Origin of the sequence: Inquilinus ginsengisoli (genome assembly GCF_031453975.1) — a bacterium.
Taxonomy (GTDB): domain Bacteria; phylum Pseudomonadota; class Alphaproteobacteria; order DSM-16000; family Inquilinaceae; genus Inquilinus; species Inquilinus ginsengisoli_A.
Genome location: NZ_JAVDPW010000001.1, coordinates 453789 through 472688, shown reverse-complemented (window position 1 = coordinate 472688; position 18900 = coordinate 453789). Strand labels below are relative to the sequence as shown.

At 71.0% G+C, this 18900-nt stretch carries 17 protein-coding genes and 1 tRNA gene; 15 read left to right on the top strand and 3 right to left on the bottom strand.

The genetic code is table 11. The features are described 5' to 3' along the window. Positions 1-88: 88 nt before the first annotated feature. From E9232_RS02190 to E9232_RS02135, 12 genes are all read left to right on the top strand, one after another. Positions 89-1627: an ABC transporter substrate-binding protein gene (locus E9232_RS02190; protein ID WP_309791862.1), complete on the top strand. Its 1539-nt coding sequence runs from the start codon at positions 89-91 to the stop codon at positions 1625-1627. Then, the gene (locus E9232_RS02185; protein ID WP_309791861.1) at positions 1624-2577 is read left to right on the top strand and encodes an ABC transporter permease; all 954 of its coding nucleotides are present in this window, start codon (positions 1624-1626) and stop codon (positions 2575-2577) included. Before E9232_RS02190 ends, E9232_RS02185 begins: the two co-directional genes overlap by 4 nt. Then, positions 2574-4418: a dipeptide/oligopeptide/nickel ABC transporter permease/ATP-binding protein gene (locus E9232_RS02180; RefSeq protein WP_309791860.1), complete on the top strand. Its 1845-nt coding sequence runs from the start codon at positions 2574-2576 to the stop codon at positions 4416-4418. Before E9232_RS02185 ends, E9232_RS02180 begins: the two co-directional genes overlap by 4 nt. Further along, positions 4415-5392: an ABC transporter ATP-binding protein gene (locus tag E9232_RS02175; protein ID WP_309791859.1), complete on the top strand. Its 978-nt coding sequence runs from the start codon at positions 4415-4417 to the stop codon at positions 5390-5392. Before E9232_RS02180 ends, E9232_RS02175 begins: the two co-directional genes overlap by 4 nt. Positions 5393-5438: 46 nt before the next feature. Further along, complete coding sequence (locus tag E9232_RS02170; RefSeq protein ID WP_309791857.1) at positions 5439-6263, top strand: creatininase family protein; 825 nt, start codon at positions 5439-5441, stop codon at positions 6261-6263. A 78-nt stretch (positions 6264-6341) separates the two neighbouring features. Further along, positions 6342-7412, top strand: a complete 1071-nt coding sequence (locus E9232_RS02165) for an extracellular solute-binding protein (RefSeq protein ID WP_309791855.1) — start codon at positions 6342-6344, stop codon at positions 7410-7412. 4 nt (positions 7413-7416) lie between these two features. Then, complete coding sequence (locus E9232_RS02160) at positions 7417-8472, top strand: ABC transporter ATP-binding protein (protein ID WP_309791853.1); 1056 nt, start codon at positions 7417-7419, stop codon at positions 8470-8472. After that, positions 8469-9359, top strand: a complete 891-nt coding sequence (locus tag E9232_RS02155; protein ID WP_309791852.1) for an ABC transporter permease — start codon at positions 8469-8471, stop codon at positions 9357-9359. The genes E9232_RS02160 and E9232_RS02155 overlap by 4 nt, the downstream gene beginning before the upstream one ends. Further along, entirely contained in the window at positions 9356-10144 is a 789-nt protein-coding gene (locus tag E9232_RS02150; protein ID WP_309791851.1) for an ABC transporter permease, read from the top strand. Before E9232_RS02155 ends, E9232_RS02150 begins: the two co-directional genes overlap by 4 nt. 10 nt (positions 10145-10154) lie before the next feature. Then, positions 10155-10832: an RraA family protein gene (locus E9232_RS02145; protein WP_309791850.1), complete on the top strand. Its 678-nt coding sequence runs from the start codon at positions 10155-10157 to the stop codon at positions 10830-10832. A gap of 39 nt (positions 10833-10871) precedes the next feature. Beyond that, positions 10872-12551, top strand: a complete 1680-nt coding sequence (gene ggt / locus E9232_RS02140; RefSeq protein ID WP_309791849.1) for a gamma-glutamyltransferase — start codon at positions 10872-10874, stop codon at positions 12549-12551. 28 nt (positions 12552-12579) lie between these two features. After that, positions 12580-13548 carry a 2-hydroxyacid dehydrogenase gene (locus E9232_RS02135; protein WP_309791848.1) on the top strand — a complete coding sequence of 323 codons (969 nt, stop codon included), beginning with the start codon at positions 12580-12582 and terminating at the stop codon, positions 13546-13548. Positions 13549-13711: 163 nt separating this feature from the next. Here the strand turns inward: E9232_RS02135 and E9232_RS02130 are convergent, their stop codons facing one another. Then, positions 13712-14341: a hypothetical protein gene (locus E9232_RS02130; RefSeq protein ID WP_309791847.1), complete on the bottom strand. Its 630-nt coding sequence runs from the start codon at positions 14339-14341 to the stop codon at positions 13712-13714. 30 nt (positions 14342-14371) lie between these two features. Here E9232_RS02130 and pdxR point away from each other — a divergent pair, with 30 nt between their 5' ends. After that, positions 14372-15793 carry a MocR-like pyridoxine biosynthesis transcription factor PdxR gene (gene pdxR / locus E9232_RS02125; RefSeq protein WP_309791846.1) on the top strand — a complete coding sequence of 474 codons (1422 nt, stop codon included), beginning with the start codon at positions 14372-14374 and terminating at the stop codon, positions 15791-15793. A 207-nt stretch (positions 15794-16000) separates the two neighbouring features. Here pdxR and E9232_RS02120 read toward each other — a convergent pair. After that, positions 16001-16085 (bottom strand) — tRNA-Leu (locus E9232_RS02120). 232 nt (positions 16086-16317) lie between these two features. Further along, entirely contained in the window at positions 16318-17082 is a 765-nt protein-coding gene (locus E9232_RS02115; protein ID WP_309791844.1) for a competence/damage-inducible protein A, read from the bottom strand. Positions 17083-17199: 117 nt separating this feature from the next. Between E9232_RS02115 and map the strand changes: the two genes are divergently transcribed. Both map and radC read left to right on the top strand, forming a co-directional pair. After that, on the top strand, positions 17200-18012 hold the full coding sequence (gene map, locus E9232_RS02110; protein WP_309792243.1) for a type I methionyl aminopeptidase: 813 nt from the start codon (positions 17200-17202) through the stop codon (positions 18010-18012). A 47-nt stretch (positions 18013-18059) separates the two neighbouring features. After that, positions 18060-18779 (top strand): RadC family protein, encoded by a 720-nt coding sequence (gene radC / locus E9232_RS02105; RefSeq protein WP_309791843.1) that lies wholly within the window; start codon positions 18060-18062, stop codon positions 18777-18779. Positions 18780-18900: the final 121 nt, after the last annotated feature.

The window sequence follows — 18900 nt, the reverse complement described above, 5'->3', positions numbered from 1 at the left end:
CAAAACAAGCCCGGACCACATCGGGCAGAAAATCGACATCTCGGCCGCGGGCCATGCCGTCCGCGCGCCAGAAACAGGGGATGGCACCATGGTCGAGGGTAGCCGCTGCATCACCACGACGCGCCGTACGCTGCTTCGGGCGGGGCTGGCCCTGCCCTTCCTGTCGCTGCCCGCCCGGGCCCAATCGGCCGACGGCATCCTGCGGTTCGGCCTGTCGGCCTTCCCGCCCAACCTGCAGCCCTGGGTCAGCACCGGCGCCGCCGCCGGCACCGTGAAGCTGATGCTGCACCGCAGCCTGGTCACCTATGACAGCAAGGGCCAGCTGCGCGGCGAGCTGGCGGAATCCTGGTCGGTCGACGACGAGGGCGCCTGGGTGTTCAAGCTGCGCCCCGGCTGCGTGTTCCAAAATGGCGAGCCGGTCACCGCCGACGACGTGAAATGGTCGATCGAGCAGATCGCCGGCGAGAAATCCACCGCCTATATGCGCACCCAGTTCCAGGGCATCGAGCGCATCGATATCCCCGACCCGCAGACCGTCCGCCTGGTGACCAAGACCCCGACGGCGACGCTGCCGACCTGGTTCGCCAACTACAACACCTTCATTCTGTGGCGGAATTCGACGCCGAGCGAGCCGGTCGGCGCCGGCCCCTTCCGCCTGTCCGGGCAGGAGCGCGGCACCTCGCTCGACCTCGTCGCCTTCGACAAGTTCTACAAGCCGGGCCTGCCCCGGCTGAAGGGCATCAAATTCACCGTCTATGCCGACGAGAACCTGCGCGTCGCGGCGCTGCAGACCGGCGATGTCGACATGATCGAATACGTGCCCTGGCAGTCGATGGCGACGGTCGAAGCCGACCCGCGGCTGAAGCTGGACGCGGTCGAGGGGCCGTTCATGTGCGTGCTGTTCAACGCCACCAAGCCGCCCTTCGACGATCCCCGGGTGCGCCGGGCCGTGGCCCATGCGGTGAAGCGCGAGGACATCGTCAAGGCCGCCTTCTACGGCCGCGGCAAGCCGCTCGCGGGCGTGCCGATCACCGCCGGCACACCCTGGTACGATGACGAGCTGGCCAATGGCTGGGCCTATGACCCGGCCCGCGCCAAGGCGCTGCTGGCCGAGGCCGGATATCCCGACGGGTTCCAGACCACGCTGATGGCCACCGCCCAGTACGGCATGCACAAGGACACCGCCGAGGTGGTGCAGCAGCATCTCGCCGCCATCGGCATCCAGTGCGAGCTGCAGTTGCCCGACTGGTCGACCCGGGTCGCCCGCGGCACCAAGGGCCAGTACGACATCTGCATCCACGGCCTGGCCGCCGACAACAACGACCCCGACGGCCTGACCGGGGTGATCGACACCTCGCTGGCGCCGACCCATGGCCGGTCCTTCGGCCTGAAGGCGCCGAAGACCGTCGACGCGCTGGCCCGCGGCCGGGCCGAGTTCGACCCGGCCAAGCGGGTCGAGATCTACAAGGAGATGCAGCGCGCCGCGCTGGAGGAAGTGCCGCTGGCCGGCCTGGCCTGGCGGTCGCAGGGCTACGGCATGGACCGCGGCGTGACCGGCTTCACCAACCTGCCGGGCGCGCTGACCACCTCCTCCGGCGCCACGCTCGAAGAGACTTCGTTCGGATGATCGCCGCCCTGCTCCGCCGCATCGGGATATCGATCGGGCTCGCCTGGATCGTGGTCACGATCGTGTTCCTGGCGCTGCACATGGTGCCCGGGGATCCGGCGGAGCTGTTGCTGTCGTCGGGCGGCGTCGCGCCCGACCCCGCCACCGTCGCCGAGCTGCGCGAGAAGCTCGGGCTGGACCGGCCGCTGGCCGAGCAGTATGTCGACTTCCTCGCTGGCCTGACGCGCGGCGATCTCGGCGCGTCCCTGGTCGACGACTATCCGGTGGCGCAGGAGATCGCGCTGCGCCTGCCGCGCACGCTGGAGCTGATCGCGGCCGGCGCGCTGATCGCGATCGTCATCGGCATCCCGGCCGGCACCTGCGCCGCGGTCTATCGTGGCGGGGCATTCGACCGCGTCGCCTCCGGCCTCGCCGCGCTGCTGCTGGCCATTCCGGTGTTCGTGGTCGGCACGCTGCTGATCCTGCTGCTGGCCCAGACCCTGCGGCTGATGCCCGCCGGCGGTTTCGTGCCGCTGGCACAGAACCCGGCGCAGCACCTGACCTTGCTCGCCCTGCCCACCATCGCCATCGGCAAGGGGCTGACCGCGGTGGTGTTCCGGATGACCCGGTCCTCGGTGCTGGACGCCCTGTCGCGCGACTATGTCCGCACCGCCCGGGCCAAGGGGCTGTCCCCCGCCCGGGTGCTGGTCCACCACGTCGTGCGCAACGCGCTGACCCCGGTGCTGACCGTGCTGGGCCTGCAGATGGGCACCATGCTGGGCGGCACGGTGCTGGTGGAATACGTCTTCAACTGGCCCGGCCTGTCGACCCCGCTGCTGCACGCGGTCGAGGCGCGCGACTACCCCATGGTGGTCGGCATCGTCCTCACCGTCTCCGGCCTGTTCCTGCTGATCAACCTGGCGATGGACCTGCTCTACGCCGTGCTCGATCCGCGGATCCGTGCGGCATGAGGCGCCTGTGGCTCCCCGGCGCCCTGGTCGCCCTCGTCATCCTGCTCGCGCTGCTGGCGCCATGGCTGGGGCTGGCGGATCCGGTCAGGCAGGACATCGCCCAGCGCCTGGCCGGGCCGGGGCCGGGTTCGCCGCTGGGCCATGACGAATTCGGCCGCGACGTACTGTCCCGCCTGATCTGGGGCGCGCGCACCAGCCTGGGCGTCGCCTTCGCCTCGGCCCTGATCGCCGGCATCCTGGGCACCACGCTCGGCCTGATCGGCGGCTGGTTCCGCGGCCTGGGCGAGCTGCTGGCGGTGCGCAGCATGGACGTCATCCTGTGCTTCCCGCCGGTGCTGCTGGCGCTGCTGGTCGTCACCCTGCTGGGCCCCGGCGCCGGCACGCTGATCCTGGTGCTGTCGGTCTTGTACCTGCCCGGTTTCGCCCGCGTCGCCTATGCCGAGGTGCTGTCGGCCCGCAGCCACGACTATGTCGAGGCGGTGCGCGCGCTGGGCGCCCCGACCGGCCGCATCCTGCTGCGCACGCTGCTGCCCAACATCGCCGGCCCGGTGCTGGTGCAGCTGTCGCTCGCCGTCGCCGCCGCGGTGGTGCTGGAGAGCGGCCTGTCCTTCCTGGGCCTCGGCGTGGTGCCGCCCGCCCCGTCCTGGGGCCTGATGATCCGCGGCGCCCGCGCCACCATGGAGCAGTCGCCCTTGCTGCTGCTGTGGCCCTGCGCGGCGCTGAGCCTGACCATCCTGGCGATGAACCTGCTGTGCGACGCGCTGCGCGACCTGGCCGACCCGCGCACGCCGGCGGCTCGCCCCCGCCTGCGCCTGGTCGACCGGATGCTGCCCGGCCTGCTGCCGCCGGCCGGGCGCAGCGACGCGGTGCTGGACCTGCAGGGCCTGACCGTCGAGATCGCCACCCCGCGCGGAAAAATCCGGCCGGTCGAGGACGTCTCCTTCTCGGTCCGCCCCGGCGAGACCATGGCGATCGTCGGCGAAAGCGGCTCGGGCAAATCCGTCACCGCCACCGCGCTGATGGGGCTGCTGCCGCCGGCGGCGCGGCCGGTGGCCGGCGCCGCCTGGCTCGGCGACCGCGATCTGCTGCGGCTGGACGAGCCGGCGCTGCGGGCCCTGCGCGGCGGCGCCATGGCCATGGTGTTCCAGGATCCGATGAGCAGCCTGAACCCGGTGCACCGCGTCGGCGACCAGGTAGCCGAGGCGATCCGCGCCCATCGCGCCATGACGGCCAAGGCGGCGCGGGCCGAGGCGCTATCCCTGTTCCGGCGGGTCGGCATCGCCGATCCGGAGCGGCGGCTGGATGCCTGGCCGCATGAGCTGTCGGGCGGCATGCGCCAGCGCGTCATGATCGCCATGGCGCTGGCCAACCGGCCGAGCCTGCTGATCGCCGATGAGCCGACCACGGCGCTGGATGTCACCGTCCAGGCCCAGATCCTGGACCTGCTGGCCGAGCTGCAGCGCGAGACCGGCACCGCGATGATCTTCATCACCCACAGCCTGGGCGTGGTGGCCGAGATCGCCGACCGGGTCACGGTGATGTATGCCGGCCAGGTGGTCGAACAGGGCGATGCCGCCACGGTGTTCGCCGCCCCCCTGCACCCCTACACCCGCGCCCTGCTGGCGGCGACGCCGGATGGCGACGGCCAGCCCCTGGGCATCCCCGGCGTCGTGCCCCAGCCCCATGCCTTCCCGCAGGGCTGCCGCTTCGCGCCGCGCTGCGGCCATGCCATCGCCGCCTGCACGGCGGCGCCGGTGATACTCGACGAGGCTCGGGCCGGGCACCGGACCCGCTGCATCCGCTGGCCCGCCCTGGCCAATGGAACGGAGGCCGCGGCATGAGCAACGCCCCTCCCCTGGTCGAGGCCACGGCCCTGTCCAAGGTCTTCCACACCGGCGGGCTGTTCCGGCGCGGCCGGCCGGTGCAGGCGGTGCGGTCGGTCGATGCCGCCGTCGCCCGCGGCGAGGCGCTGGGCGTCGTCGGCGAATCCGGGTCGGGCAAGAGCACGCTCGGCCGGCTGATGCTCGGCCTGATGCCGGCCAGCGCCGGCACGGTCCGCTTCGATGGCCAGCCGCTCGGCCGCCCCTCCGGCCGCGACTGGCGGGCGCTGCGCCGGCGCATGCAGATCGTGTTCCAGGACCCCTATGGCAGCCTGGACCCGCGCCGCCGGGTCGGCGCCCAGATCGCCGACGGCCTGGCCATCCATCATGTCGGGGATGCCGGGGACCGGGCCGACCGCGTCGCCGCGATGCTCCACCGCGTCGGCCTCGACCCCAGCCACGCCCAGCGCTATCCGCACGAGTTCTCCGGCGGCCAGCGCCAGCGCATCGGCTTGGCCCGCGCTTTGGCCAGCGGGCCGGACTTCCTGGTGGCCGACGAACCGGTGTCGGCACTGGACGTCTCGATCCAGGCCCAGATCGTGCAGCTGCTGGGCGACCTGCGCCGCGACCTGGGCCTCGCTTTGCTGTTCATCAGCCACGACCTGCCGGTGGTGCGCCATCTGTGCGACCGGGTGGTGGTGATGTATCTCGGCCGCGTCATGGAGGAAGGCCCGGCCGAGGCCGTGTTCGCCGCCCCGTCCCACCCCTACACCCGCGCGCTGATCTCGGCGACGCCGCAGCTGCGCCAGGACCGGCGCACCGGCCGCATCCTGCTGGCCGGCGACCCGCCGAGCCCGTCCAACCCGCCCTCCGGCTGCGTCTTCCGCACGCGCTGCGCCCATGCGCGGCCCGCCTGCGCCGAGGCGGTGCCGGAGCTGCGCCCCTTCGGAGAGGGGCGCCGTGTCGCCTGCCTTCGCGCCGAGGAGATCGCCTGATGGCGCCCCGGCCGGATCACCGAATTGCCGACGAGGAGTGACGAGAGTGGCCGCAAAGACCGAACCGAACGTGCATATGGGCACGATTACCGGGGGCGAGGCGCGCGAGATCCTGGCGAAGAACCCGGTGATCCTGCTGCCGATGGGCAGCCATGAGGACCAGGGCCCGCACGCGCCGATGGGCGACTATCTGCTGGCCGAGAAGATCGCCGAGCTGGCCGCCATCCGCGCCAGCCAGCGCGGCATCCGCACCCTGGTCGCCCCGGTGCTGCCCTTTGGCGGCGCCGACTGGTTCGGCCCGATGATCGGCGGCATCGCCCTGAGCCAGGCGACGCTGACCAGCGTGATCAGCGAGATGGTCGCCAACCTGCACCGGAACGGCCTGACCCGCATCGTCGTGATCAACGGCCATGGCGGCAATGTCGGGCCGATCGCCGAGGTGGCGCGCACCCTGTATCTGCGCGACGGCACCGTGCTGCCCAGCCTGTACCTGTGGCGCATCGGCTATGGCCTGCTGCCCGGCATCGTCGGGGCCGAGGCGGCGGCCAAGGTCTCCGGCCACGGCGCCGACCCGCTGACCAGCATCGGCCTGCACCTGTTCCCCGAGCTGATGCGCCCGGCCCTGATGCCCGGGGACCGGCCGGCGAAGCGCGATCCGGTGCTGGACCTGCCCTTCACCGGGCTGGGCACCGCCAGCTTCGAGGGCGCCGAGGTCGGCGTGCCGAACCAGTATGACGAGGTCTACACGCTCGGCGTCGGCAAGGGCGACCCCAAGCTGTCCTCGGCCGAGACCGGCGCGGCGCTGACCGAGAAGCTGACCGAGATCTGCGCCCGCTTCGTCGCCCATTTCGCCGAGAAGATCCACGCCTGATACGGCCGGGCCGGCAGGGTCATGCCGGCCCGGAAACAATGCCGCCCCGGATGCGGCCAAACAGTGGGGGTGTTCCAGATGCTGACGCGTCGTCTCGTTCTCAAGGCCGGGCTCCAGGCCGGTGTCGCAACCCTCGCCATGCCGGCGATCCTGCGGGCGCAGTCGATCAGCGGCGAGATCCGGCTGATGTCCTATGCCGACGGCACCTTCCAGGACAACTACGTCAAGACCGTCATCGAGCCGTTCCAGCAGGCCTTCCCGGGCGTCAAGGTCAACTACGCGCCCGGCGGCACCTCGGCCGAGATGCTGGGCAACATCCGCGCCCAGAAGGCGGACCCGCAGATCGACGTCACCATCATGGACGTCACCGCCTCGAACATCGGCAATGCCGAGGGCCTGTTCGACAAGCTGAGCCCGGCCGAGGTGCCGTCGCTGGAGGAGCTGGTCCCCGAGGCCCGCGCCGCCGGCGGCGAGTTCGGCCCGGCCGTGACCTTCGACCATCTGGTGCTGGTCACCGACGCCGTGAACCTGCAGCCGCCGCTGGCCAGCCTGGCCGAGCTGTGGCGCCCGGACCTCAAGGGGCTGCTGGGGATCAGCGCCCCGCCCAACATCCAGGGCCTGGCCCTGACCGTGATGGTCGAGAAGATGCTGGGCGGCGACTACCGGCAGTCGATCGACCAGGCGATCAAGAAGCTGGCCGAGCTGGCGCCGTCGGTGAACACCTGGAACCCCAATCCCGACGGCTATTCCCTGATCCAGAACGGCATCGTCCGCGTCGCCACCGGCTGGAACGCGCGGTCGCAGCGCAAGATCGACGAGACCCAGGGCAAACTGGGCGCGCTGCTGCCGCCGGAGGGTTCGGTGTTCCAGATCAACACCATCAACCTGACCGCCGGGTCGAAGAACCGCGCCACGGCCGTCGCCTTCATCAACCACGCCCTGTCGCACCAGTCGCAGAAGGCCTTCACCGAGCGGGTGTTCTACGCGCCGACCAACGGCAAGGCGCAGATCGACCCCAAGGTGCTGGCCCGCACCGCCATCGCGCCGGAGAACCGCAGTCGCATGATCGACGTCGACTGGACCGAGATCGTCAAGGTGCGCGACAAGTGGAACAACCGCTGGCGCCGCGAAGTGATCTCGGCCGGCTGATCCGATGAGCTATCTCCAGCTGCAGGGCCTGGCCAAGCGCTATGGCGGCTTCGTCGCGGTCGACGACGTCTCGCTGTCGGTCGGCCGGGGCGAGGCGGTGGCGCTGCTCGGCCCGTCCGGCTGCGGCAAGACCACGACGCTGCGGATGCTGGCCGGGCTGATCGCGCCGGATGGCGGCACCATCCGGGTCGACGGCGCCGACATCACCCGCGAGCCGGCGCACCGCCGCAACATGGGCTATGTCTTCCAGTCCTACGCCCTGTTCCCGCATCTCAGCGTGGCGCGCAATGTCGGCTTCGGGCTGGAGGAGCGGCGGGTGCCGCGCGCCGAAGCCGCGGCCCGGGTCGAGGAGGCGCTTTCCATGGTGCGCCTCGGCGCGCTGGGCGGGCGCCGGCCGCGCGAGCTGTCCGGCGGCCAGCAGCAGCGCGTGGCCCTGGCGCGGGCCCTGGTGGTCCGCCCCTCGGTGCTGCTGCTCGACGAATCCCTGTCCAACCTCGACGCCAAGCTGCGCGACGCGATGCGGCACGAGATCCGCGACATCCAGCGGTCGCTCGGCATCACCACCCTGTTCGTCACCCATGACCAGGTCGAGGCGCTGACCATGTGCGACCGGATCGCGGTGATGAATCGCGGCCGGGTCGAGCAGGTCGGGTCGCCGGAGGACATCTATGAGCGGCCGGCGACCCGCTTCGTCGCCGATTTCGTCGGCCGCGCCAACATCTTGGCCGCCAGCCGCGGCGCCGATGGCCGCGTCGGCCTGTGGGGTTCGCCGCTGCCGGTCCAGGCCCCGCCGTCGGGGGAGTTCGACGTCTTCGTCCGGCCGCAGCGCATCCGCCTGGCCGCGGTCTCCGAGCCCGCGGCCGAGGGCGTGGCGCGGATCCAGGGCCAGGTCTCGCACAGCGTCTTCATCGGCGACCGGATCGAGGTGGTGGTCGAGGGCGCCGGCGGCCAGCTGAGCGTCGAGATGCCGTCGGGCCAGCGCCCGCCGGCCGAGGGCCTGGAGGTCGCGGCGATCTGGCCGGCCGAGGACACGCTGCTGTTCCCGCGTGAGGCGCCATGACCGACGCCCTGCATCCCCTGGCCGCCGAGCGCCCCGCCTTGCCGCGCGGCCGGCGCCTGCCGCTGCCGCTGCTGGTCGCGCCGGCGGCGCTGTTCGTCCTCCTCGTCTATGTCTGGCCGACGCTCGGCCTGTTCCGCACCGCCTTCAACGAGGTCGGGCCGACCGGGGCGATGGTCGAGACCTGGTCGCTGCAGACCGCCCGCGAGGTCTTCGCCGACAGCTTCACCGCCGAGCTGACCCTGAACTCGCTGTGGCTGTCGCTGGTGGCGACCGCCCTGGCGCTGGCGCTGTCCTACCCGGTGGCGCTGTTCCTGTTCCGCACCAGGTCGCGCTTTCGCGGCCTCTTGGCCGTGGTCGCGATCATGCCGATGCTGGTGTCCGGCGTGGTGCGCATCTTCGGCTGGCTGGCCATCCTCGGCGACCGCGGCCTGGTCAACGGCATCGCCCAATGGCTCGGGCTGATCAGCACGCCGATGCGGCTGGTGTTCAACTGGACCGGCGTCACCATCGGCCTGGCCGAAAGCATCATGCCCTATATGATCCTGGCGCTGCTGGCCGGGTTCGGCCGGCTGGACCGCACGCTGGAGGAGGCGGCACGCAGCCTGGGGGCGACGCCGCTGCGCTGCTTCCTGCGCGTCACCCTGCCGCTGAGCCTGCCCGCCATCGCCCTGGCCGCAGGCCTCGGCTTCGTGCTGTCGATGTCGTCCTACATCACGCCGAGGCTGATGGGCGGCGGCCGCATCTTCGTGCTGGCGACCGAGATCTACGAGCAGGCGACCACCAACACCAACTGGCCGGTGGCCGCGGTGCTGGCGATCTACACCCTGGTGCTGCTGCTGGCGCTGGCCGTCGTCGCCCGGCTGGTGGCGCGGAGGCTGCAGCGATGAACGGCGCCGGCCGCGCCCTCTCCACCCTCGCCGGCATCGTCTACGCCATGATCCTGGCGCCCATCGTCGTGGTGGTGGCGCTGGCCTTCTCGGCCGACGATTTCATCGTCTTCCCACCCTCGGGCTATTCGCTGCGCTGGTTCCAGGCGCTGGCCGGCCACGGGCCGCTGCTGGACGCGCTGCTGCTGAGCGCGCAGATCGCCTGCGTGGTCATGGCGCTGTCCCTGCTGCTGGGCGTGCCGGCGGCGCTGGCGCTGAACAAGGGCAGCTTCCCCGGGCGCGAGGCGCTGCAGGGCTTCTTCCTGGCGCCGCTGCTGCTGCCGACGCTGATCATCGGCCTGGCGCTGCTGCTGTTCTTCACGCCGCTGCACCTGACCGCCACCCTGCCCGGCCTGGTGCTGGGCCACATGATCGTGACCCTGCCCTTCGTCATCCGGATGATGACGACCGCCTTCTCGACCCTGCCCGACGACATCGAGGCGGCGGCCGCCACGCTGGGCGCCACGCCGTGGCGGGTGGTGCGCCGGGTCACCCTGCCGCTGGCCGCGCCCGGCCTGGTCGCCTGCGGGGCGCTGTCCTTCCTGCTGTCCTTCGACGAGACCGTGATCTCGCTGTTCATCGCCGGGCCGCGCGCCTCGACCCTGCCGGTCGAGATGGTGCGCTACGTCGAAGGCCGCACCGACCCGATGGTCGCGGCCCTGTCGGTCGTGCTGATCGCCGCGACCCTTCTCGTCGTCATTCTGGTCGAACGTCTCGTCGGCGTCGCGCGCGCCGTCGGCAACTAGGGAAAGCCACATGCCAGACTATCGCATCGCCGCCATGCCGCCGCAGATCCCCGCCGCCCTGGTGGAGAAGCTGCGCCGGGTCGAGACCGCGACCATCGGCCATTCCCAGCATTGGGGCTTCATGGACCGGGGCATCCAGCCGCTGCTGCGCGGCAAGCGCATCGCCGGCGCGGCCGTCACCCTCGCCATCCCGGGCCAGGATTCGACCCTGCTGCACCACGCGCTGGGCCTGCTGCGGCCGGGCGACATCCTGGTGGTCGACCGGCTGGGCGACGACAAGCACGCCTGCTGGGGCGGCGGCGTCACCATCGCGGCCAAGGCGGCCGGCGCGGTCGGCGGCATCGTCGACGGACCCTGCACCGACCTGGCTGAGATCGAGGATTCGGACTTCCCGATGTGGTGCCGCGGCATGTCGCCGATCACCACCCGGCTATACAATCTCGGCGGCACGCTGAACCTGCCGATCTCCTGCGGCAATGTGCCGGTACGGGCCGGCGACGTCATCCTGGCGGATGAATCCGGCGTGCTGGTGCTGCCGGCCGGCGAGGCGGAGGCGATCGCCGACGCCGCGCTGGTGCGGCAGGAGCGCGGCGAGCGCAGCCAGGAGCGGGTCAAGGCCGGCGAGAAGCTGGGCGACATCTCCGGCGCCACCAGGATGGTGCTGGAGGCGCTGGGGCAGAATGGCTGACACTGCGATGGCCGAGACTGAATCGCCGAGGACAGCATCGTGACCAACATCCCGCCGAGAGCCGCCCGCATCACCGACTTCTCCTGCGAGAAACGGCCGGCCACCGGGTCGCGCGGGATGGTCGTCACCAACCACCCGTTGGCCTCCGCCGCCGGGTCGGAGATGCTGCTGTCTGGCGGCAACGCCATCGATGCGGCCGTCGCCGCCCTGTTCACCCTGACCGTGGTCGAGCCGATGATGGTCGGCGTGCTCGGCGGTGGCGTCGCCCATCTCCGCCTCGCCGACGGCCGGCACCTGGTGCTCGACGGGCTGTCGACCGCGCCGGGCCGGGGCAGCGCCACCATGTACGAGGCGCTGTCCGACGAGGTCGGCAAGTCCCGCGACGTGCGTGACCGCGAGAACCAGGTCGGGCCCAAGGCGGTGGCCGTTCCCGGCGCGCTGGCCGGCTGGTGCGAGGCGCTGGCGCGCTTCGGCACCCTGGCGCTGGCCGATGTGCTGGCCCCCGCCATCCGGCTGGCCGAGCGCGGCTTCATCGTCAGCCCCTATCTGTCGGACTGCGTCACCGACTGCGCCGCCGACCTGGCCCGCGACCCCGGCCTGTCCGCCCTGTTCCTGCCGGGCGGCCAGCCGCTGCGGCCGGGCGCGCGGCTGGTCCAGGGCGACTATGCCGGCAGCCTGCGGCTGATCGCCGAGCGCGGTCCGGCCGCGCTGTATGACGGGCCGCTCGGCACCGCGCTGACCGATTTCATGGCGTCTCATGGCGGGCTGATCGACCAGGCCGATCTCGACGCCTTCCGGGTGATCGAGCGCGAACCGGTGCGCGGCACCTATCGCGGCTTTGAGATCCTGGGCCCGCCGCCGCCCTCCTCCTCCGGCGTGCACATCGTGCAGATGCTGAACATCCTGGAGGGCTACGACATCGGCGGGCTGGGCTTCGGCTCGGCCGATGCGGTGCACCTGCTGGCCGAGGCGCTGAAGATCGCCTTCGCCGACCGCGCCGTCGCCACCGCCGACCCGGCCTTCGTCGCTGTGCCGGTCGACCGCCTGATCGCCAAATCCTATGCCGAAGAGCGCCGGTCCCGCATCGACCTGCGGCGGACCCAGGCCTGGACCGCCGGGCTGGCGGGCGGGGAATCGGCCAACACCACCCATGTCACCGTGGCCGACGCGGCCGGCAACGTCGTCGCCACCACCCAGACCATCAACGGCCTGTTCGGCGCCTGCACCCAGATCCCTGGCACCGGCATGCTGACCAACAACTACATGTACAATTTCGACCCGCATCCCGGCCGCGCCCTGTCGATCGCACCGGGCAAGCGGGTGTTCACCTCGATGGCGCCGATGATGGCGCTGCGCGACGGCAAGCTCGCCTTCGCCCTGGGCCTGCCCGGGGGCTTGCGCATCTTCCCCTCGGCGCTGCAGGCCATCGTCAACCTGATCGACCACGGCATGAGCCTGCAGGAGGCGGTCGAGGCCCCGCGGGTGTGGACCGAAGGCGGCGTGCTGGAGCTGGAGCAGGCCTTCCCCGAGGCGGTGGCCGAGGACCTGGCCGCCCGCGGCCACAACATCGTGCGCATGCCACGCATCGCCGGCGGCATGAACGCGATCGGCTTCGACCCGGACGGTACCCTGACCGGCGCCGCCTGCTGGCGCGCCGACGGCACGCCGGTCGCCATCTCCGGCGGCCTGGCCCGCGCCGGCGTCCGCTTCACCATCTGACCCGTTACCCGACTGGAGTGTGCCTGCCGTGACCGAAACCGTCGTCGTCCTGGATCCGATCAGCGAAGACAGCGCCGCCAGGCTGCGGTCCCTGCTGCCGCCCGGCCTTGTCCTCACCCATGGCACCGCGCGTGGCGATGAGCATCTCAAGGAGATCATCGCCGGGGCCGAATACGCCATCGCCGGCCAGGTCGGCGTCAACGGCGACGTGCTGCGCGCCGCGCCCAAGCTGAAGCTGCTGCACAAATGGGGCGTCGGCGTCGACAACCTCGATGTCGACACCGCGCGCCAGCTCGGCATCAAGGTGGCGCGCACCACCGGCAGCAACGCCGTGCCGGTCGCCGAATTCACGCTCGGCCTGACCCTGGCAGCGCTGCGCTGCATCGCCTTCGGCCATGCCGAGCTGAAGAAGGGCCACTGGCGCACCGCCACCGCCATGCCGATGCAGACCTACATGCTGTCGGGCAAGACCGTCGGCATCATCGGCTTCGGCGCCATCGGCCAGACCGTCGCCAAGCTGCTGAAAGGCTTCGGCTGCACCATCCTCTATTCCAAGCGCACGAAGCTGCCGGCGGTTGAGGAGGCCGCGCTGGGCGCCCGCTTCGCCACGGTACCGGAGATCCTGGCCCAGTCCGACGTGATCACGCTGAACTGCCCGCTGACGCCGGAGACATCAGGGCTGATCGACCGGGCGGCGATCCGGGCGATGAAGAAAACCGCCGTGCTGGTCAATGTCGCGCGCGGCGGCGTCGTGGTGGAATCCGACCTGATCGAGGCGCTGAAGGCGCGGGAGATCCATGCCGCCGCCATGGATGTGTTCGAGATCGAGCCCCTGCCGTCGGACAGCCCGCTGCTGGGCCTGGACAATCTGGTGGTCACCCCGCATCTGGCGGCGATCGCGGCCGACAATTTCGAGAAGGCCGTCAACCAGATGTTCGGCAACATCGCCCATGTCGCGCGCGGCGAGCCGGTGCCGGAACGCGACTCCGTGGTCTGACCCCCAAGCTTCACGCGGAGACGAGCCCGGGATTCGGACCGAAGTCCGCCCGGGCGCGCCTCCACTCGATCCCCCTCGGCCCGTCCTGGCCGAGGCCGGGGGGAAGCACCTGGCCCCCGCGGATGGACGCCGGCCGGCGGGGACCAGGCGGCGTGGCGCCTCTTCAGCTCGATATCCGCGTGTCGGTCGCGATCCAGTTCTCTTCCCAGGTCTTGCCGCCATCCGCGGAGAAGGACTGCACGAAACGGTACACATCGGGCGCCTGGGGCAGGATCTCGAAGCGCACCAGCACGGCGCGACCGTCGTCGAGGAAATCCTGGCCTTGGAACAGGCCGTGGCCATTCGTGACCCGGCCGTACACCGGCGGCGTCAGCGTGCCGACCCGCGCATTGGAGAAGTGAACGCTCCATTGCCGCGCTTTCGGGTTGTACACGCGCAGGCTGAGGCCCTCGATGTGGTGTCCGGCGGCGCTGTCGGCTTCCAGCTCCAGCAGGTTCGCGCGGCCGTCCCACACCTTGCGGACCGTCGACGTGCCGTTGAATGCGAGCCACTGGTCCGGAGTCTCGCTGAGGGGCTCCGCCAGCACCTTCATCTCGGTCTTCCAGGTGCCGATCTCGAAGTCGAAATCATGCTGGCCGTCGGATGACGGCGCCGCCGTCTGCGCCACCGCCGGCGGCGGGAACAGGAACGCGCAGGCCAGCAGGCCTGCGAAAATCGGGCGATACGTCGGATCTGCCGGCATGGGGCTCTCCCGGATCTGGATGGTGAGCCAATCTAGGTGCAGGGTGGTCATGGTGAAATTACCACTTGGCGCCTGAATGCCATGACCACTCTGCACCTGCCCCTCGACCGGTCGGGCGGCCTGCCGCTGCACCGGCAGATCTATGACGGCATCCGCGGGGCGATCCTTGCCGGCGCGTTGCGGCCGGGCCAGCGCATCCCGTCCACGCGCGCCTTGGCCCTCGACCTGGCCGTGTCGCGCCTGCCGGTGCTGGCCGCCTATGAGCAGCTTCTGCACGAATGCTATCTCGAGGGGCGGGCGGGGTCCGGCACCTATGTCAGCCAGGCGCTGCCCGACGAGCTGCTGCAATCGAAGCCGGTGCCGGATGGGGCGCGGCCGGCGCCCCGGGTCCCGCCGGAAAGCGACTATGGCGGGCTTGGTCCGTTCCGCACCAGCCTGCCAGCGCTGGACCGGTTTCCGCATGTCGCCTGGGCGCGGCTGGTGGCGCGGCATGCGCAGCGGCTGCCGCCGGCGCACATGGCCTATGGCGATCCGGCGGGGCTGCCGGCGTTGCGCGCGGCGATCGCCGACCATCTGCGCGCCGCCCGCGGGGTCCGCTGCAGCGCCGAGCAGGTCCTGATCGTCTCCGGCTCGCAGGCGGCGCTGCGCATCGCCGCCGCGGCGATCCTTGCCCCCGGCGACGCCGTGGCGGTGGAGGAGCCGGGCTATCCCGGCGCCCGCGCCGCGCTGGCGGCCGGCGGGGCGCGGCTGCTGCCGATCCCGGTCGACGAGGGCGGCATCGACGTGGACGCGCTGCGGCGCGCCGGCGGGGCGCGCGCCGCCTATGTCACGCCCTCGCATCAATATCCGCTCGGCATGTCGATGACCGCAGCGCGGCGGCTGACGCTGCTGGACTGGGCGCGGCGCCAAGGCGCCTGGGTGCTGGAGGACGACTACGACAGCGAGTACCGCTACGTCAGCCGGCCGCTCGGCGCGCTGCAGGGCATGGATGCGCATGGACGGGTGATCTATGTCGGCACCTTCAGCAAGGTGATGTTTCCCGCATTGCGGGTCGGTTATCTCGTGGTGCCGCCGCCGCTGCTGCAGGATGTCTTGCGGGCGCGCCTGGCCTTCGATCTGTTCCCGCCCACGCTCTACCAGTCGGCGCTCGCCGAGTTCCTGGACGGCGGGCATTTCGTGCGGCATCTGCGCCGCATGCGTGGCGTGTACCAGGCGCGGCGCGCGGCGCTGCTCGACGGTCTGGCGCGGCATTGCGGCGACCGCCTGGTCGTCCACAATGCCGACGCCGGGCTGCATGTCGCGGTGCTGCTGCCTGATGGATTCGATGACACCGATCTCGTTCGGCGCATGGGCGATCGCGGCCTGACGGCAACCGCGCTGTCCACCTGCTACGCGAGCACGGTGCCCCGCTGCGGGCTGCTGCTCGGCTTCGGCGGTTCGGACGAGCGCAGGTTGCAGGACGCCACGCGGATGCTGGGCGAACTCCTGCGCGCGTACCCGTAGGCATGCGCCGGCCAGGGCGGGTGAGAGGAGCGATCAGGAGGCATTCCGCCCGCCTCCCCGTAAGCGGACATCCGCACACGGGTGATCCCGAGCCGCTGCGCTTCGTTGGTGTAACGGCCCAGCGGCCGGCCGGCCTCGAAGAAGGGGTCGCGTTCGACCGATAGGCCAACTGGGCCGCCAAGGGCCGTGGCACGGTTGGGGGAAAATTGGTGCGGACGGCGGGACTCGAACCCGCACTCCCGAGGGATGCAGATTTTAAGTCTGCTGTGTCTACCGGTTTCACCACGTCCGCACGGGTTCCGTCTATCGCCTGAGACCGGGCGGCGCGCAAGCGCAATGCGCCTTGCAACCGGCCCGCCGATCTCTCATCTCGGAGAGATGCACGACCTCGACTGGATCCGACTCGCCTGGCTGGCCGCCGCCATCATCCTGGTGGCCCCGGCCGCGTTCCGGCGCGGATGGGGCGGTCATGGCCTGGCCTATGCCGCCGCTTGGCTCGGCATCGCGCTGCTGATCGGGCTGGCCTATTCGGTCTTCGCCACATCCAGGCCGGCGGTGCCGCCGAGCGAGACCACCAGGGCGCGCACAGCCTCGGTCGCCACCGACAGCCGGTCGGCGTCGGTGCCGCGCAGCACCAGGCTGGTGCCGAACTTGCCGGCCCGGAAATACGGGTAGCTGCCGATCGACAGGTCCGGGTACTCGGCGGCAATGGCGCCGAGGCCGGCCGCGATCACCCCTTCGCCGAGGTCGCAGGTCACGGTGCGGCTGAGCACCCGGTCGCCGCCGGTCAAAGTGGGGGCGATGCCGTCGAACATCGCCTGCATGATCCGTGGCACCCCGGCCATGACATGGACGTTGCCGATGCGGAAGCCGGGCGCGGCGCTGACCGGGTTGTCGATCAGCGTGCCGCCCTCCGGCACATTGGTCATGCGCAGCCGGGCCTCGTTCAACTGGCCAGCCTCGTAATGCGCCTCCAGCCGCCGCACCGCCTCGGGGTGGCGCAGCAGCGGCACGCCGAAGGCGCGGGCGATGCATTCGGCGGTGATGTCGTCATGGGTCGGGCCGATGCCGCCGGTGGTGAAGACGTAGTCGTAGCGGCTGCGCAGCGCGTTGACCGCGGCCACGATCTCGTCGGGGACATCCGGCACCACCCGCGCCTCGCGCAGGCGGATGCCCAGTTCGGTCAGCCGTTCCGCCAGGAACCCCATGTTGGCGTCCTTGGTGCGGCCGGAGAGAATCTCATCGCCGATCACCAGAACGGCGGCGGTGACGATGCGCGTATCGGTCATGCGGTCCTGCCCATCGGATTCCGGTCGCTCCGCCCCATATCGGGTCGGATGACGACCGGCCGACAGCGATGCTATAGCCTAGAGGCGATGCGAGACAGGATAGAAAGCGTGACCGAGGTGGAACCCCAGACCCGCGAGGAAGGCCACATCCCCCTGCACGGCGAGGCCGGCTTCGCGGCGATGCGCCGTGCCGGCCGATTGGCCGCAGAGACCCTCGACTTCATCACCCCGCATGTGCAGCCGGGCATCACCACCGACGAGCTCGACAAGCTGTGCGACGGCTTCATGCGCGACCATGGCGCGGTGCCGGCGACGCTGGGCTATCGCGGCTATCCCAAATCGAGCTGCATTTCGCTGAACCATGTCGTCTGCCACGGCATCCCGGGCGACCGGAAGCTGGAGAACGGCGACGTCCTGAACATCGACGTCACCCCGATCCTGGACGGCTGGTACGGTGATTCCAGCCGCATGTACATTGCGGGCGACAAGGTCACGGTGAAGGCCAAGCGGCTGATCGAGGTGACCTATGAGGCGATGATGCGCGGCATCGCCGTGGTCAAGCCTGGCGCCACGCTGGGCGACATCGGCCACGCCATCCAGGCCTATGCCGAGGGCCACCGCTTCTCGGTGGTGCGCGACTTCTGCGGTCATGGCGTCGGCAAGGTGTTCCACGCCCCGCCCAGCATCCTGCATTACGGCCGCCGCGGCGACGGGCTGGCCCTGCGCGAAGGCATGATGTTCACCATCGAGCCGATGATCAACGCCGGCCACTGGGCGGTGAAGATCCTGTCGGACGGCTGGACCGCGGTGACCCGCGACCGCAGCCTGTCGGCCCAGTTCGAGCACACGGTCGGCGTGACGGCCGATGGGGTGGAGATCTTCACCCTGTCCCCCGCCGGCCTGACCCAGCCGCCCTACCTCATCCCGTGATCGGGCCGGTCTCGTGATGGGCCCCGCCTGATGATCGGACTGCTGCCGTGACCGCGCCGCCGGATGCGACGGACACCGTCCCGTCCTCCGGTGGTGAGCCCCACCACAGCGGTCATCGCGACCGGCTGCGGCAGCGCCTGCTGACCGCCGGCGCCCCGGCGCTGGCCGATTACGAGATCATCGAGCTGCTGCTGTTCGCCGCCATCCCGCGGCGCGACGTCAAGCCGCTGGCCAAGCAGCTGATCGCCACCTTCGGCAGCCTGGGCGCGGTGCTGTCCGCCACCCCGACCCAGCTGACCCAGCGCGGGGGCCTGGGCGACGGCAGCGTCGCCCTGCTCAAGGTGGTGCAGGCGGCGGCCGAGCGCATGCTGAAGGAGCAGGTGGCCGACCGTCCGGTGATCGGATCGTGGCAGTCGCTGCTGGATTATCTCGGCGTCGCCATGAAGTTCGGCGCCACCGAGCAGGTGCGGCTCTTGTTCCTGGACCGCAAGAACGCCTTGCTGGCCGACGAGATCCCGGCCCAGGGCACGGTCGACCAGGCGCCGATCTATCCGCGCGAGGTGGCCCGCCGGGCGCTGGAGCTGGGCGCCAGCGCGTTGATTCTGGTCCACAACCATCCCTCCGGCGACCCGACACCGTCGCGCGCGGACATCGAGATGACCAAGGCGGTGGCGCGGGCGGTCGAGGCGGTCGGCGTGACCCTGCACGACCACGTCATCATCGGCCGCAAGGGCCATTCCAGCTTCAAGAGCCTGGGCCTGCTCTGAGCCCTCCTGAATTGCGTCCGTAGCCCGACCCCCGCGCAACCGCAATCGGGCTGCAATGCCGTGGCCTTAGCGTTCCGCCATTGCCACGGGCACCTCGCCGGCTCCGGCACGACGGTCGCGA

Coding starts and splice junctions, on each gene's coding strand:
- E9232_RS02190 (WP_309791862.1), top strand. CDS start 89: ATGGTCGAGGGTAGCCGCTGCATCACCACGACGCGCCGTACGCTGCTT.
- E9232_RS02185 (WP_309791861.1), top strand. CDS start 1,624: ATGATCGCCGCCCTGCTCCGCCGCATCGGGATATCGATCGGGCTCGCC.
- E9232_RS02180 (WP_309791860.1), top strand. CDS start 2,574: ATGAGGCGCCTGTGGCTCCCCGGCGCCCTGGTCGCCCTCGTCATCCTG.
- E9232_RS02175 (WP_309791859.1), top strand. CDS start 4,415: ATGAGCAACGCCCCTCCCCTGGTCGAGGCCACGGCCCTGTCCAAGGTC.
- E9232_RS02165 (WP_309791855.1), top strand. CDS start 6,342: ATGCTGACGCGTCGTCTCGTTCTCAAGGCCGGGCTCCAGGCCGGTGTC.
- E9232_RS02160 (WP_309791853.1), top strand. CDS start 7,417: ATGAGCTATCTCCAGCTGCAGGGCCTGGCCAAGCGCTATGGCGGCTTC.
- E9232_RS02155 (WP_309791852.1), top strand. CDS start 8,469: ATGACCGACGCCCTGCATCCCCTGGCCGCCGAGCGCCCCGCCTTGCCG.
- E9232_RS02150 (WP_309791851.1), top strand. CDS start 9,356: ATGAACGGCGCCGGCCGCGCCCTCTCCACCCTCGCCGGCATCGTCTAC.
- E9232_RS02145 (WP_309791850.1), top strand. CDS start 10,155: ATGCCAGACTATCGCATCGCCGCCATGCCGCCGCAGATCCCCGCCGCC.
- E9232_RS02130 (WP_309791847.1), bottom strand. CDS start 14,341: ATGACCACCCTGCACCTAGATTGGCTCACCATCCAGATCCGGGAGAGC.
- pdxR (WP_309791846.1), top strand. CDS start 14,372: ATGACCACTCTGCACCTGCCCCTCGACCGGTCGGGCGGCCTGCCGCTG.
- E9232_RS02115 (WP_309791844.1), bottom strand. CDS start 17,082: ATGACCGATACGCGCATCGTCACCGCCGCCGTTCTGGTGATCGGCGAT.